Below are 20,080 nucleotides of genomic sequence, written 5' to 3' on the forward strand. Positions count from 1 at the left end.
TCGAAACCCGCTGCGGCACTACGGCTGCAATAACAGAGCCTCGTCAGAGACTATGAAGATCCAGCCAGGCTCTTTTATTGCCGCGAAAACCGGCCAAAGGCTCCGCCTGAAAAGCATAGAGGGTCCCCGTCACGATGGGCTGCGCGCAGAACTTCTCCGACGATGATCGTGTGATCGCCCGCATCATGGGCTGCCGCCTGGCGGCATTCGAAACGAGCGAGCGTTCCGGGAATGACCGGCACGCCCTCGTCGTTCAACTCCCAATCCAGATCGTCGAAAGCACGGCCATTACGAGTGAACCGGGCGCTCAGCACATCCTGATCGGCACTCAGTACGTGGATCGCGAAATGCGTGGCGCCGTTGAAGGCCTCATAACGCGACGAGCTTTTTGCCGGCGACCAAAGAACCAGCGGCGGATCGAGCGATACCGACGCAAAGCTATTGACCGTCATGCCAATCGGACCTTCCGGCGTGGTGGCGGTTACCACCGTGACGCCTGTCGTGAAAGCGCCGAGCGCATTGCGGAAACTGCGGCTGTTTTCGCCGCCGGGAACGAATACATCCTCATTGGGCATCTTGATTGCCTCTGCCACTGTCATCACGCCACCTCTTTTCCAATCGCAAGGGTGTAGAGTTCAAACCATGTCTGGCGGTCCATCGTCACGCGGAGCGCATCGGCCGCCGTTCTGATGCGTTCGAGATTGTTGGTTCCGAGAACCGGCACGATCTTTGCCGGATGGCGTAGCAGCCAGGCGATCGCGACAGCCGTCGCATCGACGCCCTGTTCCTTGCCGATACGCTGCAAGGCAGCCATGGTGCCCCCATGCGCGCCGGAGAACAGCGAACCGCCACCGAGCGGCGACCATGCCATGGGCGAAACCCGCTTTTCCTGCAGGTAAGCCAGATCGCCATTGGTGAAGGTATCGGTGGCGAGAAGGCTCATTTCGATCTGGTTGGTCACGAGCCGGTTGCTCATGGCCGATTGCAGCAGCGAAAAATCCCACGGGCGGAAGTTTGAGACGCCCACTGCCTTGACCTTGCCGGAAGCCACCAGCGCATCGAGCGCCTTACCGGTTTCCTCCGCATCGATCAGCGGGTCAGGGCGGTGAATGAGGAGCAGATCGACGTGATCGGTTCCCATGTCACGTAGCGAGGCTTCGACCGAAGCATTGATGTGGCCGGCCGTCGTATCGTAATGTTTGACACGGGCGGCGGCGTGGCGGCCGGCCGGCGCGACGATGCCGCATTTCGTGACGATTTCTATTCTGTCGCGCAGTCCCGGCGCAGCCTTCAGGCCGGCGCCGAGAATGGCCTCCGCCGTGTATCCGCCGTAGATATCGGCCTGATCCATGGTGGTGATGCCCTGCGCGAGGCAAGCCTCGATCTTCGCCTGAACATGGGCTGGTGACGTGTCGGCGTCGTCACCGATGCGCCACATGCCGTAAACGATGCGGCTGAGTTCGAGTTTGTCAGAAAGAGCGATACGTTCCATCAGTGGCGTTCCCCGTTGCCGAGCGGCGTCGCTGGCGTTTCGGAAGGCACCCGGCCGTAGGCATGCGGCAGGGAGCAGGTTTTCATCTGCGGCAGAACCTTGGTGCCGAAGTGCTCCGCTTCATCGAGATGCGGATAACCGGACAGGATGAAGGCGCGAATGCCCATCTTCTGGTATTCCTCCAGCGCCGAAAGCACCTTGTCGGTGGAACCGACCAGCGCCGCACCGCAGCCCGAACGCGCCCGGCCGATGCCGGTCCATAGATTGGGTTCGACATAACCGAACTTGTCGGCGAGTTCACGGGCGCGCGCCTGATGGGAGACACCGAGTGAACCGCTGTCATGGGCGCGGTTGCGGATAAGCTGGCCGTACTCGTCATCGAGCTTCGAGACAAGATGCTCGGCATATTCACGGGCTTCCTGTTCGGTATCGCGCACCACCATATGGACACGCAGGCCGTAATCCAGCGTGCGGCCATGGGCGGCGGCGCGCTCGTTGGCGGCGCGCATGCGGTCCGCCAGCTGGTCCTTCGTCTCAGGCCACATCAGATAGACGTCACACTGCGCGCCGCAGAGTTCCAGCGCATCCGGCGAGTAGCCACCGAAATAAAGGAGCGGTCCGCCATTTTGCTGGTAGGGCCGTGCCGGCTCGGTGGAGACGCCCTTGAATTGGTAGATTTCGCCGTCATGGTCGATGGTGTCACGCGTCCAGGCTTGGCGCAGAATCTCAACGACCTCGTGGCTGCGCTTGTAGCGAAAGGCGCTATCAGCCACTTCGCCGGGGAAATCGGAGCTGATGACGTTGAGCGTCAGGCGACCCTTCAACATGTGGTCGAGCGTCGCTACCGTACGGGCCAGCATGATCGGCTGCATTTCGCCACAACGGATAGCAGCAAGAAAATTGATGCGGTCGCTGATCGGCGCACAGCCGGCGACGAAGCTCAGCGTATCCTGCCCCACCTGATAGGATGAGGGGCAGAGGATATTGCGGAAACCGAGTTCCTCCGCCTTTTTAACGATATCGGAACAATGTTCGAAACTGGAACGCAAGCTACCGTCAGGCACGCCAAGATAGGCGTAGTCATCGGAACACAAAGCGGAAAACCAGGAGACCTCGGCAGCATCGAGATCAGCGGATGTAACGGGTACGACGGTCATGCAATTCCTCCTCAGGGCCGCTCTCGTTTTTCTTGCATAACATCAAGAAATATGTAAATCAATGATGTATCAATTTTTGTTTCGGGGGAGGAAACGGTATATGAAACACACTGGCGGCAGCCTGCCCATGTATATGCAGATCGCCGAAATGCTGGTGCGCGAAGTGGCGGCGGGCCGGTTGATCGATGGCGAGAAGCTGGCGCCGGAGCGCGATATGGCGGCTGATCTGGGCATCGCCGTCGGCACGCTGCGCAAGGCGCTTGCCGAATTGCAGGAGCGCGGCCTTCTGGAGCGCGTGCAGGGCTCCGGCAATTACATTCGCGCCGTCAGCGATCCGCAAAGCGTCTACGCCTTCTTCCGGCTTGAACTGATCGAGGGCGGCGGCCTGCCAACGGCGGAGGTTCTGGATGTGGCCCGCCTTGCCAAGCCCGCTGACCTGCCCGCTTTCGGCACATCGACCGAAGGGCACAGGATAAGACGCCTGCGGCGCATCGCCGGCAAACCCGCGGCCATCGAGGAGATCTGGCTGGACGGTTCTTACGTGGACACCATCACCATCGAGAACATGTCGGAATCCCTTTATCTCTATTACCGCACCCGCCTCAATCTCTGGATATCGAAGGCGGAGGATCGCATCGATCTCGGTGAAGTACCGGAATGGACGCCCGAGGTCTTCGGCCAGAAAGCCGGCGCCTCTGTGCCGCGGGTGCTGCGCCTCAGCCAGGCACAGGATGGCGCGGTGGCCGAAGTTTCATGGACCTGGTTCGACCATACCGTTGCACGATACGTTTCACGCATACGTTGAGACTGTGCAAATTTCGCGTGCTCCACATAGATGAAAGAATTTGACGGGAGGCAAGCAAGCAGCAGCCTGCCGTCGAGCTGATTTTGCAGTTATATTTCTTTTAATCAATGGGTTAATAGTTTTTGATTTCTGTCAGAAATAAAATTGATACACTATTGATTTCCTTTTTATGAAAGGTAATATCACGACCTCAGGGAGACAGGCGTTTCGCCATCCCACGATATCGCCAGACAATCGGGATCGATTTTCGACGATGCGATGCGTGGAACTTGAAGGTTGATACCGGCAATGGCGTCCATTCGAATTCTGGACGCGCCGGTCGTGAGGAGGAAAATATGGCTTCGGTCAGCCTGCGCAAGCTGGACAAGAGTTACGGTGCGCTTCGCATCGTCAAGGGCATCGACCTTGAAATCAACGATGGCGAATTCGTCGTCTTCGTCGGCCCTTCCGGCTGCGGCAAATCCACGACGCTGCGCATGGTCGCGGGGCTGGAGAGCATTACCGGCGGCGAAGTGAAGATCGGTGACCGCGTTGTCAACAAGCTGCCGCCGCGTGAGCGCGACATTGCCATGGTGTTTCAGGACTATGCGCTTTATCCGCACAAGACGGTGCGTGAAAACATGGGTTTCAGCCTGAAAGTGCGCGGTGTCAGCGCATCGCAGGCCAATGCCAGCATCGATGAGGCCGCGAAGATGCTGGGCATCGAGCACCTTCTCGACCGGCGGCCCGGCCAGCTCTCCGGCGGCCAGCGCCAGCGTGTGGCCATGGGCCGCGCCATCGTGCGCCGCCCGCAGGTCTTCCTGTTCGATGAGCCGCTTTCCAACCTGGACGCCAAACTGCGCGGACAGGTGCGGACGGAAATCAAGCGCCTGCATCAGCAGCTCGGCACCACCATCATCTACGTCACCCACGACCAAGTGGAGGCCATGACGCTTGCAGATCGCATCGTCATCCTGCGCGGCGGCGATATCGAGCAGGTCGGTACACCTGACGAGGTCTATAACCGGCCTGAAAGCGTGTTCGTCGGCGGTTTCGTCGGGGCTCCGGCGATGAACTTCGCCCGCGCAAAGGTGAGCGGCGACCGGTTGGCATTCTCCGACGGCAATTCCCTGCCGATGACCGCCATCCGGCCATCCCGCGAAACGGGTCTCGAAGGGCGCGAAGTCATCGTCGGCATTCGCCCGGAACATTTCGGCCCCGTCGAGGGCTTCGACACGCAGCTTGCGGTCAAGGTGCAGGTGGTGGAGCCGCTCGGCTCGGACACGCTCGTCCATTTCAGCCTTGGCGATGCGGCGCTGACCGCACGCATGCCGCCGCATCTGCGGCCTGCGCCGAATGAGGAACTGAAGATCGGCGTCGATCCATCCAAGGTCCATCTTTTCGACGCGACGACGGAACGCTCGATCCACTGATTGCCGGGCGAGGAAACGCTGCGGCCAACAGGTTTAATAACGGGAGGAACACATGACATTTAAAACCATCAAGGGCAAAGCCCTCATGGGTGCCGCGCTCTGCGCAACCATGCTCTCCTTTTCGGGACAGGCCTTTGCCGACGCCGAACTGAAAATTTTCGTTTCCAGCCAGCATCAGCCCGATGTGTGGCGCAAGGCGCTCGATCAATACGAGGCGAAGACGCCCGGCGTGAAGGTGGTCATCGAGACCGGCGGCAACACCTCGGAAATGCAGGCGCAATATCTAAACACCGTGATGTCGGCCAAGGATTCGAGCCTTGACGTGCTGATGCTCGACGTCATACGCCCCGCACAATTCGCCACGGCCGGCTGGACCAGCGATTTCTCAGGCAAGGACATGTCGGCCTATCTGCCGACCTATGCCGAAGCAAATACCGTAGACGGCAAAATCGTGGCGCTGCCCGCTTTTGCCGACTCCATGTTCCTCTATTACCGCAAAGACCTGCTCGACAAATACGGCATCAAGCCGCCGACCACCTGGGACGAGCTGAAGGAAGCCTCCAAGAAGGTCATGGAAGGCGAAAAGAACCCCGAACTTCAGGGCCTGTCCTTCCAGGGCAAGGCGATCGAAGGCGCGGTCTGCACCTTCCTCCTGCCCTATTGGAGCGAGGGCAAGTCGCTGGTTGAAAACGGCAAGCTGAATTTCGACAACAAGGCAGCGGTGGATTCCCTGAAGCTCTGGAAGAGCTTTGTCGACGAAGGCATTTCCAAGAAGAATATTTCGGAAGTCGCGACCGACGACACCCGCAAGGAATTCCAGGCCGGCAAGGTTCTCTTCGCCGTCAACTGGTCCTACGCCTGGACCCATTTCCAGGGCAAGGAATCACAGGTGAACGACAAGGTCGGCGTTGCCCGTCTGCCGGCCGTCAAGGGCGGCGAGCAGACGACCTGCCTCGGCGGTTGGGAATTCGGCGTTTCGGCCTATTCCAAACAGCAGGATGAAGCCAAGAAGCTGGTGGAATATCTCTCCAGTCAGGATGTGTCGAAGTTCATGGCGATCAACGCAGCGCTTCTGCCCACCTATGCCGCCCTCTACAAGGATGCGGACGTAACCAAGACGATCCCGTGGTTCGCGGACGCCCTGCCCGTCGTTGAAACGGCAAAGGCCCGTCCGGTTACCCCGCGTTACAACGAGGTCAGCGAGACGATCCGCACCACCGTCAATGGCGTTCTTGCCGGCGTGATGACACCGGAGGATGGTGCAAAGCAGATGGAAAGCCGTCTGCGGCGCGTTCTGCGCTAAACTTCAGGCCGGAAGGCGGCATGCTTGCCATGCCCTTTCCGGCCGTTTCGACGGACAGGAATAAAGCCGCCTGAAGGGCGCGATAAACGGGCCGGATAAGAACCGGTCCGATCGGGAGACGACGACGTGAATCCAGTTGCGGGAGTGGCAGACGTGACAATGCCGGAAAGAACCATGGTCCGGGTGGACGAAAAGCAGCTGCCGCGCTGGACGCGATGGCTCGATCTCGGCGACCGGTCGCTGGCCGTGCTTCTCCTGGCGCCGGCGGCGATCCTGCTGTCGCTCATCATCGTCTATCCGGTGGCGCGGCTCGTCTATACCTCCTTTTTCAGCCTTTCGCTGACATCAGGGCTGCCGGCGGAATTTATCGGCTTTGAAAATTATACCGCCATGTTCGATGATCCGATTTTCTGGGAAACGACCTGGAATACGGTTCTGATCACGCTGATCACCGTACCGGGCGCGCTGTTCATGGGCCTTGGTCTCGCACTGCTTGCCAACCTGCCTTTTTCCATGCAGTGGCCGATGCGGCTTTCCCTTCTCATTCCCTGGGCGCTGCCGCTGTCCTTTGCAGGTCTCATCTTCGCGTGGTTCTTCCATTATGAATATGGCGTGGTCAATGACGTGCTGAACCGGTTGGGCTTCGAAGGCATCATCTGGTTCAACTCGCCGAACTGGGCCTTTGCGGCCATCTGCCTGACGATCATCTGGAAAACTTCGTCGTTCATGGCGCTGATGATCCTCGCCGGCCTGCAGACCATTCCGCGCTCGCTCTATGAAGCGGCTGATGTGGATGGCGCCGGCAAAATCCGTCAGTTCTTCGAAATCACTCTGCCGCTTTTGAAGCCGTCGATCGTCGTCGCGCTCATCTTCCGCACGATCACGGCGCTGCAGACCTTTGATATTCCTTACATGATGACCGGCGGCGGCCCCGGCACATCCACCACCACGCTTGCGATGTATATTCACCAGAACACCGTCTCCTTCCTCGATCTCGGTTACGGTTCTGCGCTTGCTGTCATGATGTTTGCGCTTTCCATGTGCGTTACCGCCGTTTACCTCCGCATTATCAGGACGAAGGACTGATCCCATGAGCACCGTTGCCACCTCCTCCGGTCTGTCCTCCTTCTTCTCCGGCAAGCCGCTGCGTTTCATCGCCGCCTCCATTCTTCTGGTGAACGGCCTCTTCCCCGCGATCTGGATTCTCTTCACATCGCTGAAGACCGAAGCGGAATTGACCGCGAAACCCATTACCTGGTTTCCGCATGCGCCGACGCTCGCCAATTACATGCAGGCCTTTTCCGACCAGCCGCTGCACCTCTTCCTGTTCAACAGCTTCATGGTGGCGCTGCTTTCCACCGCGCTCACCATCCTGATTTCAGTGCTGGCCGCTTATGCCTTGGCGCGGCTGAACCTCAAATACCGCGCGCTGATCCTGTCGCTCATTATCGCCGTTTCCACCTTCCCGCTGGTGACGCTGCTGGTACCGCTGTTCGAAATCATGCGGGCGCTCAACCTGCTCAACAGCTGGACGGCGCTGATCCTGCCTTACACGGTGCTGTCGCTGCCGGTCTGCACGCTGATGCTGGTATCCTTCTTCGAAAGCATCCCACGCGACCTCGAAAATGCCGCCATGATCGATGGCTGCACCCGCATCGGCGCCCTGTTCAAGGTCGTCGTGCCGCTCTGCGCACCGGGTGTCTTTACTGCTGGCATTCTTGCCTTCGTCAATGCCTGGGATGAGTTCCTGCTGGCGCTCTCTTTCAACTCCAACCCCGCACTGCGTACCCTGCCCGTCGGCATCCAGCTATATCAGGGTGAATTCGCCTTCCCCTGGCCGGTCATTTCGGCAGCGCTGGTGGTCGGCATCGTGCCGGTTGCGATCCTGATCGTCATCTTCCAGGAACGGGTCGTCTCGGGTCTCACCGCCGGTGGTCTCAAGGGCTAAAAGGGTAAGTCATGTATTTCGAAACGACCAAAGACGGCTTCACGCTTGCGATCGGCAATCGCACAATCCTTTCCCATTCGACCGATAATCCGGCCTTCTTCGCCGGTTTCGGTAAAGAGCGAATGGACATGTATCGCGGCAATTTCGATATCGAAGACTATGTCATCGAGAGAACGGCCCTGCGCCATGCCGAGGTGAGTGGCGACAGCGTCACGCTCTCATCCGCGCCAGGACAGGCGCCGCGCCTTCGCCTGACGCTCGACGGCAACGCTATCAGGTTGACGGCGCTGGACGAGACGATCAATCGCCTCTGGCTGCGTATCGTCGCGGAAACGGACGAGCATGTCTGGGGCGGCGGCGAGCAGATGTCCTATTTCGACATGCGCGGCCGGCGCTTCCCGCTCTGGACCTCCGAGCCCGGGGTCGGCCGCGATAAGACCACCGAAATCACTTTCAAGTCCGATGTCAGCGGCAAGGCGGGTGGCGATTATTACAATACCAACTACCCGCAGCCGACTTACCTGTCGTCGCACAAATACGCCCTGCACGTGGAGACAAGCGCCTATTCGGTCTTCGATTTCCGCAACGACGATTTCCATGAGATCGAAATCTGGGCCATCCCAGAAAAGATCGAATTCTTCGCCGGCGATCATTTCACCGATATCGTGTCTGCGCTTTCACTGCGGTTCGGCCGCCAGCCGGAATTGCCGGAATGGATTTATGGCGGTGCGATCATAGGGTTAAAGGACGGCGTCAACTCCTTCACCAGACTGGAGAAAATCCGGGCGGCCGGAACGAAGGTGTCGGGCCTGTGGTGCGAGGACTGGGTGGGTCTGCGCCAGACATCCTTCGGCGCCCGTCTGTTCTGGGACTGGCAGGCGAATGAGACCCGCTACCCGCATCTGCGCCAGAAGATTGCCGAGCTTGCCGATCAGGGCATTCGTTTCCTCGGTTACGTGAATCCCTATCTCTGCGTCGACGGCCCGCTTTTCCCGGTCGCCGAAAAAGCCGGCTATTTCGCAACCGACGCCGAAGGCAAAACGGCGCTGGTGGATTTCGGCGAGTTCGATTGCGGCGTGGTCGATTTCACCAATCCGGCCGCCGCCGACTGGTTCGCCGAAGAGATCATCGGCAAAAACATGCTCGATTTCGGCCTTTCCGGCTGGATGGCCGATTTCGGCGAATATCTGCCGATCGATATCAAGCTGTCCAACGGCGTCGATGCCAAGCTGATGCACAATGCCTGGCCAACGCTCTGGGCCGAGGTCAACGCGAAGGGCGTCGAAAATCGGGGCAAGACCGGTGAAGCACTGTTCTTCATGCGGGCAGGCTTCACCGGCGTGCAGACTCACTGCCCGCTGATCTGGGGCGGTGACCAATCGGTCGACTTCTCCCGTCACGACGGCCTTGTCACCGTCATCTGCGGCGCGCTCTCCTCCGGCCTCATGGGCAATGCCTATCACCATTCCGACATTGGCGGTTACACCAGCCTGTTCGGCAATGTCCGCACAGCGGAACTCATCATGCGCTGGACGGAGATGGCCGCCTTCACGCCGGTCATGCGCACCCACGAGGGCAACCGGCCGCGCGACAATCTCCAGATCGATCAGGATGAAACGGTTCTTTCCCATTTCGCCCGCATGACATCCATCTATGTCGCGCTGGCCCCCTATCTGAAATCGCTCTCCGCGGAAGCGGCAAGAACAGGCCTGCCGGTGCAACGTCCGCTCTTCTTGCATTACGAAAATGATCGCCAGACCTTTGCGATTCAGGACTGCTATCTTTACGGGCCGGACATACTTGTCGCACCTGTGTGGAAAGCGGGTGAAACGCAACGCTCGCTCTATCTTCCGGGCGACGGTGAATGGGTACACCTGTGGAGCGGTGCGCATTATCCCGGCGGACACAACGTCACCGTGGCGGCGCCGCTCGGCGAACCAGCGGTGTTCTATCGTGCAGATAGTAGCCATCGTCCGCTGTTTGAGCAGCTTCGCACAATCAACTGAACGATAGCTGAGATCGTCCCTGTCATCACCCCGTCAGACGGGGTGATGTTATGGCCTTCTTGAAAAGCGCGGTCATCGCATCGCTGATGCCCTGCGACGGGCTAACTTCGAAGAACAGGCCCGGAGAAGCGCAGGACTGCATGCGTGTGCCGATTTCCGGCTGAAACGGCTTGATCCAGCTATTGTACCAGTCATTGGTCGGCAGCGGCAGGTAGGTGGTGTAGAGCACGGCGATGCGAAAACCCTTTTCTTTCAGCTTCGTGCAATATTTGACGTCGATCGGTTCCTGACAGCGGCCGCTCGTCGTTTTTTTGGTGCAGGTCGATGGCTTATAGCTATCGCCGACACCATCGGTCACGAAGAAGACGATCTTTTCCGGGCTCGCCGAACTCGCGCCCGTGCCGGAGGTGCCGATCTTGTCCCCGATCTGGGTCAGTGCCCGGTCGAAATCCGTCTGCTGGTCGTTGTTGAATCCCTGCTTGGGGATAGACATGAGATCAACTTCAGCGGCTTTCTTCTTCGCCGTCGCCAGATCCGACGTGAGCGGTACGACCTCAAGCAGCTTCGTATCTTCGGCTTTCTCTCCAAAGGAATAGACTGCCATGCGATATTGATTGCTGCTTTTGCGCATGGACTTCGCCGTGTCCATAAGGCTCGCTGTTGCCTTTGCGACCACATTGATGCGCGTCGTCACGCCGAGACTTTTCGCCTTGTAATAATAGCTGTTCGTATCCACGACACCGTCTTTCACGATGTGACAGGCGAAAGCACATTTGTCGCTCGTATTCGCGACCATGGTGGCAACGTCGGTTGGCGTGGCGCCGACGCCCATTGAGGGGGTGTTATCAAGAAGCACATAGAAGTCGCTGAATGTTTCCGTCTCGTATTTGGCGGTCGCCTTGCCCGAAACGGTAATGAGATCCTCCCCGAGTATCCGTGAAAGCGTCGTGTCAATGGAAGCCTTGAAGCTGACCGAGGATTCGATCGCGTTACCGTGCTTGGTCACCGACACATCCAGAGACAGAAGCTTGTAATCGGGATTGGACCGCTCATTGCTTTCAAAGAATGCGGAGGCGTCATCAGCGCCGAGCGAAATGACGCCATCGCCCGACATTTCCTTCGCCTTTTGAACACTCGACGATGTATCGGCAACCACCGCAAGGGCTGCGGCATCCGCTGCCATCTGCAGATCGGATTTTACGGCCATGCTGTGAGTCACATCCAGCGCAACGCCGGCCGTACCGATGAGCGGCACCAAAAGCAAAGCAGTTAGAATTCCGAAATTTCCTGATCTATCCTGCCAGATATTTTTCAAATCTGCCCCCATAGCGCTTTTGGAGACAGAACTTAGAAAAAGAATGTTGAAGGGCAGTTTCAAAGGATAACTAATTTTCGATAAATCTAATTTCCTAAATAACTAAATACCGATCCAACCAGCCTTCCGCTATGCTGGTCATCAGTTGGTCAGGCGTGGCGAGCTGATCGCCTTTTTAAAAAGCGCCGACATGGCCTCGCTGATGCCCTGCGAAGGACTGACCTCGAAGAACAAGCCAGGGGAGGCGCAGGCTTGCATGCGCGGGCCGATTTCCGTTTCGAATGGTGCGATCCAATTCTTGTAGTGAGGATTATCAGGAAGCGGCAGATACGTCGTGTAAAGCACGGCGATACGGAATCCTTGTTTCTTGAGGTTGTCGCACAGCTTGGTGTCTATGGGTTCCTGGCAGCGTCCATTCCAAATCTTTTTCTTGGTACATGCGGCCTTTGCAGCATCGGCCACGCCATCCGACACGAAGAACAGGATTTTTTCAGGTGTAGCGGAACTCGCGCCATTCCCCGATGTTCCCATCTTCGGTGTGATTCTCGTCAGTGCACGGTCGAAATTCGTATGCTGGTCGCTTTTGTAATGATGGTCTGGAACTGACATCAACTCAATTTCTTTGACCTTTTTTTTGGCCCCCTGCAAATCCGAGGTGCGCGAGACAATTTCCGGAAGGTCTTTGTTAAAAAAGGCATCCTCTGCTGTCTTTCCAAAAGTATAGACCGCAATGCGATACTGGTCGGGTCTTTTGCGAGTGTCCTCGGCAGTATCCATTAAGCTTGCGGTTGCCTTTGCGACCACGTCAATGCGCGTCGTCGCGTTTATGTAACCTCGGGCCTTCGGATCCTTGTTTCTGAGCCGGAAATAGCTGCTGTTGGGATTGGAAGACCCGTCTGGCAATGAGAGATGGCAGGCGAACTCACAACCGAGGGCAACTTTCATCGTTGCCACATCGGCGGGCGTTGCGCCGACACCCATGGAAGGCGAGTTATCGAGCAGCAGATAGAAATCGGTATAGGTTTCCGTCTCATATTTGGCAGTTGCACTGCCGGAGACAGTCAGGAAATCCTTTCCCAGTACTCTGGAGAGCGTTGTATCAAGCGAAGCCTTAAAACTCACTGACGATTCGATCACGGTGCCATTCTTCTTCACCTGTACATCGAGCGCCAATAGGCGATATTCCGGGTTCCCTCGCTGATTGCTGTGAAAAAAAGCCTCAGCCTCTTCCTTTCCGACCGAAATGACGCCGTTGCTGGCCATTCGCCGTGCAGCCTCGGCACTGGCTGAACTTTCCGCAACCACGGCCAGAGCCGCAGAGTCCGCTGCCATCTGAAGATCGGATTTCACGCTCATGGCCCGAACGACATCCAGCGCAACGCCGGCAGATCCGACGATCGGTATGATCAACAGAGCGCTAAGAATTGCAAAGTTTCCAGACTTGTCCCGCCAGATGTTTTTCAAGCTCATCTCCGAATTATCAGAATTCAGATGAGGTTTATTTGAGTGCCGTTGCGATATAGTTTATCGATATAACTAATTTACAATAAATTCGGTATTACTAATAACTATATTTAAGTAATATATATACGACCCATGATCTGTCAGCGGAGGCCGTTGACATTTTTAGATCATGTCCTACAAAACAATCTCTTCCGAGGGGAGCACCAGACGGTGCTGAGATGGCGTTGAGCCGGACCCTTGAACCTGATCCGGGTCATGCCGGCGTAGGAACGGAATTGTCGCGCCCAAGGGGCGCCGCTTTTTCTCTTCTTCGCTTTGCCTGATCTCCGAGATTGCCACATCTGGAGACGAGTGACGATGCTGAAACCTTCCGCCCTTCGCACACGGTGCGTCTGCGTCTGAGGTCCGGCTCATGCGTGCCACCCATGCACTGAACGGAGTCGGTCTTCTGCTGGTTTTCTGGCAGGCGGGAACGTGGCTGTTTTCACCGCCCCGCTATATCCTGCCATCGCCCGCCGATGTTGCTGGCGCGTTCTGGCGTCAGCCGGGCTTCCTGTTCGGGCAGGCACTGGTAACGCTCGGCGAAATGGCCCTCGGGCTTGTGGCGGGCGTCGCCGGCGGCATTGTCGTCGCCTTCACCATTGCCGCCATCCCGCGCCTCGGCCGCCTCGTCTGGCCCATGGTTCTGGTGTTGCAAGCCTTTCCAGTCTTCGTGCTCGCCCCCATCCTCGTCCTCTGGTTCGGTTTCGGCATGGCTTCGAAGGTGGTCATGACGGCTATCATCATATTCTTCCCCGTCGCCTCCGCTTTCACGGATGGCCTTAACCGCACCGATCGCGCCATCCTCGACGCCGCCTCGCTGACTGAGGCGAGCCACTGGCAGATCCTTACCCGGTTGCGTGCGCCGCTGGCGTTGCCCTCGCTGATTTCAGGCCTCAGGGTCGCCGCGCCGCTTGCCCCGCTCGGCGCCGTCATCGGCGAATGGGTGGGCGCATCGGCCGGCCTCGGGTTTGTGATGATCCAGTCCAATGCCCGCATGCAGACCGACACCATGTTCGCCGCCATGACCATTCTGGCCGTCATGGCGGTGCTGCTGCGGCTCGTCGTCGACTTATCGACAGCCAATCTGGCTCCCTGGGCCAAGGAAACAGAACACACCATTCCTTTCAGATACTTGCGGAGACTTTCGGCACCATGAAACGAACTCTTCTTTCCCTCGTCGTCGCAGTGGCAAGCGTACTAGCACCCATGCAATCTGAGGCGGCCGACAAGCTCACCATATTGCTCGAATGGTTCGTGAACCCGGATCATGCGCCGACGGTGGTCGCCAGGGAACGCGGCCTGTTTGCCGATGCCGGGCTGGAGGTGGAACTGGTTCCGCCCGCAGACCCCTCCGCCGTGCCGCGCCTCGTCTCGGCAAGGCAGGCCGATATCGGCGTGCATTACCAGCCGAACCTCTATCTCGATCACGACGCCGGCCTGCCGCTCGTGCGTTTCGGTACGCTGGTCGAAACCCCGCTCAACACTGTCACCGTTTTGGCCGATGGTCCGATCAAGAGCCTGAAGGACCTGAAAGGCAAGAAGGTCGGCTTTTCCGTTTCCGGCTTCGAAGACGCCATGCTGAAGCGCATGCTGGAAAAGGACGGGCTGACGAAGGACGATGTCGAACTCGTCAACGTCAACTTCTCGCTTTCGCCGTCGCTGATCGCCGGCAAGGTGGATGCCACGCTGGGTGGCTTCCGCAATTTCGAGCTGACGCAGATGAAGCTAGAGGGACATGAAGGCCGCTCCTTCTTCCCGGAGGAACATGGCGTGCCGGCCTATGACGAGCTGATCTTTGTCACCCATCGCGATCTCGTAAAAGACGACCGCCTGCCGCGTTTCCTCTCCGCGGTAGAGCAGGCAGCGATCTTCATCACCAACCACCCGCAGGAAGCTTGGCAGCTGTTCATCAAGGCCTATCCGAACCTTGATGACGCGCTGAACAAACAGGCCTTCTTCGATACGCTGCCGCGCTTCGCCAAGCGCCCCGCCGCACTCGACCGCGCGCGTTACGCCCGTTTCGGGGCTTTCATGCAGGAGATGCAGCTGATCAAGCAGGCGCCGGCGGCGGACGACATTGCCGTGGAACTGCAACAGCCATGACCAGGACTTATCCAACAGCAACAAAGGCCGCCGACATACTGGAGCGCGTGCGTAACACGCGCCCGCGCGTGCATTGCCTGATGAACACCGTGGTGCAGAAATTCACCGCAGACGGCATCACCGTCGTCGGCGGCATTCCTTCCATGACCACCTCGCTCGAGGAAATCGAGAGTTTCGTGGCCAAGGCAGATGCGCTGACTGTCAATCTCGGCACGCTGGACGCCGAACGGCGCAAGGTCATCCGGCTGGCGATCGAGATCGCCAATGCATCCGGCAAGCCGTGGATCGTCGACCCCGTGCATTGCGACTACTCACCGTCGCGGTTGGAGTTCGCGCGCGAACTCATCGCACTTTCCCCGACTATCGTGCGCGGTAATCACGCCGAAATGAGCCTGATCGGCAATGTGCCTGATGTGGTGAGGATCGAGACCGGGCCTGTGGATCACCTCAGCGACACAACCCGCAGCGTCAGGATCGTCAACGGCCATCCGTGGATGGCGAAGGTGACGGGAACGGGCTGCCTTTCGGGCGGCGTCATCGCCGCCTTCATGGCGGTGGAAAAGGACGCGTTGACAGCGGCCGCCGCCGCCCTTGCCGTCACCGGCGTTTCCGCCGAACTTGCGGCCAAGCACGCCGGAGGCCCCGGCACCTTCGAACCGGCGTTTCTGGATGCGCTTTCCGAGATTTCCGCCGGGGACATCACAAATCACGCGAGGATAGAGCATGAATAAGGTTGATTACCGCCTCAACGCGCTGGTCGACGCAAGCCTTAGCGATGTCGCGCCGCTGCCGGAGCTTGCTCTGGCAGCCGCACTCAATGGCGCGACTATTCTGCAATATCGCGACAAGCACGGCTCGACGCGGGAGATGATCGAAAACGCCCGCGCCATCCATGAGGCCATCGCCGGCACCGGCGTGCCGCTGGTCATCAACGACCGGGTGGATGTGGCCCTCGCCTCGGGCGCGGATGGAGTGCATCTCGGCGCCGACGACATGGACGCCAAAACCGCAAGGCGCATTCTCGGCGAAAAGGCGATCATCGGCCTCACCGTCAAAAATCGCACCGATGCCGAACGGGCAGCCTCAATGCCCGTCGATTATGCTTGCATCGGCGGCGTGTTCGAAACCGTTTCCAAGGTCAATCCGGACAAGCCGGTCGGCATAGACGGTTTTACCACGCTGCGCGCCCTTTTGAAGGAGTGGAGGCCGGATATGCCGGTGGGCGCTATCGCCGGAATCGATCTTGCGCGTGTGCCGTCCGTCATCAAGGCGGGCGCAGATGGTGTCGCGGTCATTTCCGCCATTTTCCGCGCGGGCAATATTGCCAGCGCGACCAAGGACTTCCGCTCCGCAATTGACGCCACGCTGAAAGCGAGACAGCCATGACAGCCATTGCATTGACCATTGCCGGTTCCGACAGCGGCGGCGGCGCAGGTATTCAGGCGGATATCAAGACCTTCTCCGCACTCGGCGCCTATGCCGCCAGCGTCATCACCGCCATCACCGCCCAGAACACCAAAGGCGTGACGGCGGTCGAGGATGTTTCGGTCGCCACCATTATTGCGCAGATGGATGCGGTATTCTCCGATCTTGCCGTCAATGCGGTGAAGATCGGCATGGTATCGCGGATCGAAACCATCGCCGCCATCGCGGAACGGCTCCGGGGGCAATCGCAACCGGTGGTGCTGGACCCGGTCATGGTAGCGACCTCCGGTGACAGGCTGCTGCATGAAGACGCCATCGAGACATTGCGGCGCGACTTGCTGCCGCTCGCGACCATCGTTACGCCGAACCTGCCGGAAGCGGCGCTGCTGACCGGGACCTCCATGGCGAAGACGGATACCGAGATCGCCCAGCAGGCTGAATTGATCCTGAAGGCGGGCACAAAAGCCGTGCTCATCAAGGGCGGCCATGGTGATGGGCCTGAGAGCACGGATTATCTGTTTGCGGATGGCGCCATGCAGGCGCTTTCCGCGCCGAGGGTCGAGACGAAAAACGACCACGGCACCGGCTGCACACTGGCGGCGGCGATTACGGCTCATCTTGCAAAGGGATATGAGTTAAGGGAGGCGGTTGAGCTTTCGAAGGATTATCTGAATGGGGCGCTCGATGCCGGGCGGGGCCTTGCTGTTGGGAACGGGCGGGGGCCAGTGCATCATTTTTATCGGTGGTGGGGGTGATATCGATATGTGGAGCGTGGGGCTTACCCCCATAGGCGCGAACTTAAGGTGACGAATGTGGAATGATTTCCATTGACGATGCCAAGTTACCCTTTAGGCTGCTGGAAACAGTGAAGGGGATCAGCTCGAGATGGCAATGCCGCTTTTGGTTCGTAACCGAAACTATCGCCTGCTTCTCACGGCAGGAACGCTTACAAACCTTGGCGACGGAGTGATTGTTCTGGCGCTGCCTTGGCTCGCTACGCTGATGTCACGCGATCCGCTCGCGATTGCTGCTGTAGCAGCTGCCGGCAGCATGCCTTGGCTGCTGTTTGCACTGCCGTCAGGCGTGATCATTGACCGAACTGACCGCCGCAAGTTGATCGCGCGTGCAGACATGATCCGGGCGGGGATCGTAATTGCTATCATGATGCTCGCTTTGAGCGAGCCGGTGGCCGGGGCTGTGTGGCTGCTGGCCGGCCTCGCCTTTCTTCTCGGCTCTGCCGAGGTAATGCGGGACAACGCTGCTCAAACAATTTTGCCGTCTATTGTCGCACCAGCAGATCTGGAGGTTGCCAATGGTCAGATGTGGAGCGCAGAGCAACTAATGGGCCAGTTCATTGGCCCCCCGCTCGCAGGCGTACTGATCGGGCTGGGTATCGCGGTGCCTTTTGGCCTGGATGCCGCAGCGCTAGTGCTTGCAGCCAGCATGGTCTGGCTCATTACATTGCCACCTCAACTGACGAACTCTGCGCGGTTTTGGCCCGCTTTGGTTGAGGGCATAAACTGGATGCGAAAAGATCGCCTCCTGTTCAGGTTGGCCGTGACCTTGGGAATGGTGAACTTCCTGTTTTCGATGGCGACGACAATCATTATTCTGTTTTCCCAGGAGATTTTGGGGCTGTCTGCCGCCGAGCACGGATTCTTGCTGTCCGTGGCTGCGGCAGGCGCGGTAGCTGGCAGTCTGGGAGCGCCGCTCATCACAAGACGGATTGGCGCGCAGGCGGCGCTATACCTCTCGTTCCTGACATGGGGAATGGCATACGCAGCCATTGGTTTCAGCTCCGCTGCGTGGGTGGTCGGCGCAGCAATTGCCTTGTTTATGGCGGCATCCATGCTTTGGAACGTAATCACCGTGTCATGGCGCCAGCGCCGCATTCCGGCAGAACTGCTGGGGCGTGTAAACAGCATTTACCGCTTCTTCGGCTGGGGATCGATGCCTCTTGGTGCGATCGCTGCTGGGATATTGGTGTCGCTGATCGAGAACGAGGCCGGGCGCGAAATGGCTCTTCGCGGGCCGTTCGTTCTGGCGGCCGTCGGCTACTTAATTTTGTTGGTTTACGCCAGATTGAAGCTGAGACTGCAGTAGGCAGGAGTTGCGGTTGCGCCGTCACGACGCCCTTCTTGCCATACAAGATTGGTTCTGGCGCCGTCGCGGTGGGTCGCAGATATGTCGAACGACATCGACGAAACGGGTAAGCGTCCGTCCTGGCGACAAACAAACAACGATGACATTCAGAAAATACCTGTCGAAGAAGGCTATGCAGCCGCCACAGCGATATTGAAGTCGTCGAAGCGGTTCGCATGCCCAAAGGGGGAGAGTCGAGAACGTCGTTGACGGCCTCGTCGATCATCAGCGCCAGGATCAGATGGGCCATCAACCAAATTCGCGCGAGCTGGGGGTCTTTGGCGGGAAGCTTGTCGATACCAAGCCCGCTTTTAAGCCGCTTGAAGGCAAGCTCGACCTGCCAGCGCAGACGGTACGTATCGAGGACGACTTCTGCGGTCATTGCGGATGACGGGGGCGAGGTTAGGACCATAATGAATCCCGCGGCCGCCATCGTCGTCGGCTGCATGGTCTGATTGTATCGCCGGCGTTGGTGGCCGCGCTTTGCCGTTTTCAGTGCGCGCTCAGCCGCTTCCGCATCCTTTCGTTTTATGATGAGGCGCGCCCGAAAAAGCGGTTTGCCTTTTCCCCGTTGTTTGCGACCGGAATGTTCGACGAAGACATCGATCTCACGGATGTCCCCCATCTTCATAGGCGCGTAAATCGCGTTCCAGTCGACCGGGTTCCCATCCAGGGTGACCAGGCGTATGGAGTGCCATCCGGAGCGGACGATGAAATCAGCGCCGGTGGCAAGCAGCTTTGCCAAAGACGGCGCACGGGCATAAGCGCGGTCTCCGATAAAAATGTCGCCCTCTGTTATAGGCAGCCGGGTGAATGCCTCGCCGCCGTGCGCATCGGATACATCGAGATAGGTGAAGCGCGACCGGGACGGGTCGTAGGCAGCATGCACCCGGAAATCGAATTGGCATCGGCGATACAAAGGCGACGGCTACCAATGGAATGCACGCCCGAGGAAGAGGTTGGCAAAAGGGCACCCGCGATCTCGCCCAACCAATCAGCCGCGCCACGCAAACGCTTCAGCAGGGCGACATCAGAAATCTGTGCAATGTCATTCGAACCAGCCCAAGGTGGCAGCCGAGCGCAAGCTCATTCCTCCAGCGCCGTATGCCGAGGCCAGCCAGACGCAACAGGGTAGCTGCATCGCCAACGCACCGCTTTCTCACAAGAGCATTGGAGGCACGCGCAGTCGCATCCAGATCGATGTGATTATTGATCTTCGATATCAGATTTTGCCAGTCGGCTTCGACGGAAATATTGCTTCGCATCTTCCCTTTGAATCACATCTGGATTCCGCCGGTCCAGCCTTAAGTTAGCGCCTATGGGGCTTACCCCCCTCTGTCCTGCCGGACATCTCACCCTCAAGGGGGGATATCGGATGAGGGTTCGGCCTCAGTTCCACGCGCTTTTTTCAGCGTAGTATCCTTGCCTGTTGGATGTGTTGAGGAAGCCGCTTGTCGATCTCCCCC

18 protein-coding genes, 1 pseudogene and 1 riboswitch are annotated in these 20,080 nt (G+C 58.6%); of the genes and pseudogenes, 13 read left to right on the top strand and 6 right to left on the bottom strand.

Annotation, left to right across the window (positions count from 1 at the left end; genetic code table 11):
* Positions 1-74: 74 nt before the first annotated feature.
* From ACQZ48_RS00955 to ACQZ48_RS00965, 3 genes are read right to left on the bottom strand one after another with little or no spacing between them, the layout of a single operon-like run.
* Positions 75-599, bottom strand: coding sequence for a flavin reductase family protein (locus ACQZ48_RS00955; protein WP_448728378.1), 525 nt, complete (start codon positions 597-599; stop codon positions 75-77).
* On the bottom strand, positions 599-1,492 hold the full coding sequence (locus ACQZ48_RS00960; RefSeq protein ID WP_077984313.1) for an aldo/keto reductase: 894 nt from the start codon (positions 1,490-1,492) through the stop codon (positions 599-601). The genes ACQZ48_RS00955 and ACQZ48_RS00960 overlap by 1 nt, the downstream gene beginning before the upstream one ends.
* Entirely contained in the window at positions 1,492-2,649 is a 1,158-nt protein-coding gene (locus tag ACQZ48_RS00965) for an LLM class flavin-dependent oxidoreductase (protein WP_003519880.1), read from the bottom strand. The genes ACQZ48_RS00960 and ACQZ48_RS00965 overlap by 1 nt, the downstream gene beginning before the upstream one ends.
* A 100-nt stretch (positions 2,650-2,749) precedes the next feature.
* Between ACQZ48_RS00965 and ACQZ48_RS00970 the strand changes: the two genes are divergently transcribed.
* The 6 genes from ACQZ48_RS00970 (at position 2,750) to ACQZ48_RS00995 (ending at position 10,123) form a co-directional block, all read left to right on the top strand.
* On the top strand, positions 2,750-3,454 hold the full coding sequence (locus ACQZ48_RS00970; RefSeq protein WP_448728379.1) for a GntR family transcriptional regulator: 705 nt from the start codon (positions 2,750-2,752) through the stop codon (positions 3,452-3,454).
* A 335-nt stretch (positions 3,455-3,789) separates the two neighbouring features.
* A complete protein-coding gene (locus tag ACQZ48_RS00975; RefSeq protein ID WP_448728380.1) occupies positions 3,790-4,866 on the top strand; it encodes an ABC transporter ATP-binding protein in 1,077 nt (358 codons plus the stop codon).
* Between the two features lie 52 nt (positions 4,867-4,918).
* The gene (locus ACQZ48_RS00980; RefSeq protein ID WP_448728381.1) at positions 4,919-6,169 is read left to right on the top strand and encodes an ABC transporter substrate-binding protein; all 1,251 of its coding nucleotides are present in this window, start codon (positions 4,919-4,921) and stop codon (positions 6,167-6,169) included.
* 174 nt (positions 6,170-6,343) lie between these two features.
* Positions 6,344-7,255, top strand: a complete 912-nt coding sequence (locus tag ACQZ48_RS00985; protein ID WP_162688087.1) for a carbohydrate ABC transporter permease — start codon at positions 6,344-6,346, stop codon at positions 7,253-7,255.
* Positions 7,256-7,259: 4 nt separating this feature from the next.
* Positions 7,260-8,117: a carbohydrate ABC transporter permease gene (locus ACQZ48_RS00990; RefSeq protein ID WP_077984317.1), complete on the top strand. Its 858-nt coding sequence runs from the start codon at positions 7,260-7,262 to the stop codon at positions 8,115-8,117.
* Between the two features lie 11 nt (positions 8,118-8,128).
* Complete coding sequence (locus tag ACQZ48_RS00995; RefSeq protein ID WP_448728382.1) at positions 8,129-10,123, top strand: alpha-glucosidase; 1,995 nt, start codon at positions 8,129-8,131, stop codon at positions 10,121-10,123.
* A gap of 25 nt (positions 10,124-10,148) precedes the next feature.
* Here the strand turns inward: ACQZ48_RS00995 and ACQZ48_RS01000 are convergent, their stop codons facing one another.
* Both ACQZ48_RS01000 and ACQZ48_RS01005 read right to left on the bottom strand, forming a co-directional pair.
* On the bottom strand, positions 10,149-11,438 hold the full coding sequence (locus ACQZ48_RS01000) for a pilus assembly protein TadG-related protein (RefSeq protein ID WP_077984373.1): 1,290 nt from the start codon (positions 11,436-11,438) through the stop codon (positions 10,149-10,151).
* Between the two features lie 141 nt (positions 11,439-11,579).
* Positions 11,580-12,902: a Tad domain-containing protein gene (locus tag ACQZ48_RS01005; protein ID WP_244634970.1), complete on the bottom strand. Its 1,323-nt coding sequence runs from the start codon at positions 12,900-12,902 to the stop codon at positions 11,580-11,582.
* Positions 12,903-13,086: 184 nt separating this feature from the next.
* Positions 13,087-13,189, top strand: a riboswitch (TPP riboswitch).
* Positions 13,190-13,314: 125 nt separating this feature from the next.
* On the opposite strand from ACQZ48_RS01005, the gene ACQZ48_RS01010 reads away from it, so the two are divergent.
* From ACQZ48_RS01010 to ACQZ48_RS01035, 6 genes are all read left to right on the top strand, one after another.
* Positions 13,315-14,100 (top strand): ABC transporter permease, encoded by a 786-nt coding sequence (locus tag ACQZ48_RS01010; RefSeq protein WP_269824151.1) that lies wholly within the window; start codon positions 13,315-13,317, stop codon positions 14,098-14,100.
* On the top strand, positions 14,097-15,047 hold the full coding sequence (locus ACQZ48_RS01015; protein WP_448728383.1) for an ABC transporter substrate-binding protein: 951 nt from the start codon (positions 14,097-14,099) through the stop codon (positions 15,045-15,047). Before ACQZ48_RS01010 ends, ACQZ48_RS01015 begins: the two co-directional genes overlap by 4 nt.
* Positions 15,044-15,778, top strand: coding sequence for a hydroxyethylthiazole kinase (locus ACQZ48_RS01020; protein ID WP_448728384.1), 735 nt, complete (start codon positions 15,044-15,046; stop codon positions 15,776-15,778). The genes ACQZ48_RS01015 and ACQZ48_RS01020 overlap by 4 nt, the downstream gene beginning before the upstream one ends.
* Positions 15,771-16,433 (top strand): thiamine phosphate synthase, encoded by a 663-nt coding sequence (gene thiE / locus ACQZ48_RS01025; protein ID WP_448728385.1) that lies wholly within the window; start codon positions 15,771-15,773, stop codon positions 16,431-16,433. The genes ACQZ48_RS01020 and thiE overlap by 8 nt, the downstream gene beginning before the upstream one ends.
* Positions 16,430-17,227: a bifunctional hydroxymethylpyrimidine kinase/phosphomethylpyrimidine kinase gene (gene thiD / locus ACQZ48_RS01030; RefSeq protein WP_173990707.1), complete on the top strand. Its 798-nt coding sequence runs from the start codon at positions 16,430-16,432 to the stop codon at positions 17,225-17,227. Before thiE ends, thiD begins: the two co-directional genes overlap by 4 nt.
* Before the next feature lie 130 nt (positions 17,228-17,357).
* A complete protein-coding gene (locus tag ACQZ48_RS01035; protein ID WP_448728386.1) occupies positions 17,358-18,575 on the top strand; it encodes an MFS transporter in 1,218 nt (405 codons plus the stop codon).
* 277 nt (positions 18,576-18,852) lie between these two features.
* On the opposite strand, the pseudogene ACQZ48_RS01040 reads toward ACQZ48_RS01035, so the two are convergent.
* A pseudogene (locus ACQZ48_RS01040) lies at positions 18,853-19,503 on the bottom strand (transposase); the annotation flags it as partial.
* A gap of 178 nt (positions 19,504-19,681) precedes the next feature.
* On the opposite strand from ACQZ48_RS01040, the gene ACQZ48_RS01045 reads away from it, so the two are divergent.
* Positions 19,682-19,927, top strand: a complete 246-nt coding sequence (locus ACQZ48_RS01045; RefSeq protein ID WP_448728387.1) for a hypothetical protein — start codon at positions 19,682-19,684, stop codon at positions 19,925-19,927.
* Positions 19,928-20,080 lie beyond the last annotated feature (153 nt).

Source organism: Agrobacterium sp. 22-209-1 (assembly GCF_053522485.1).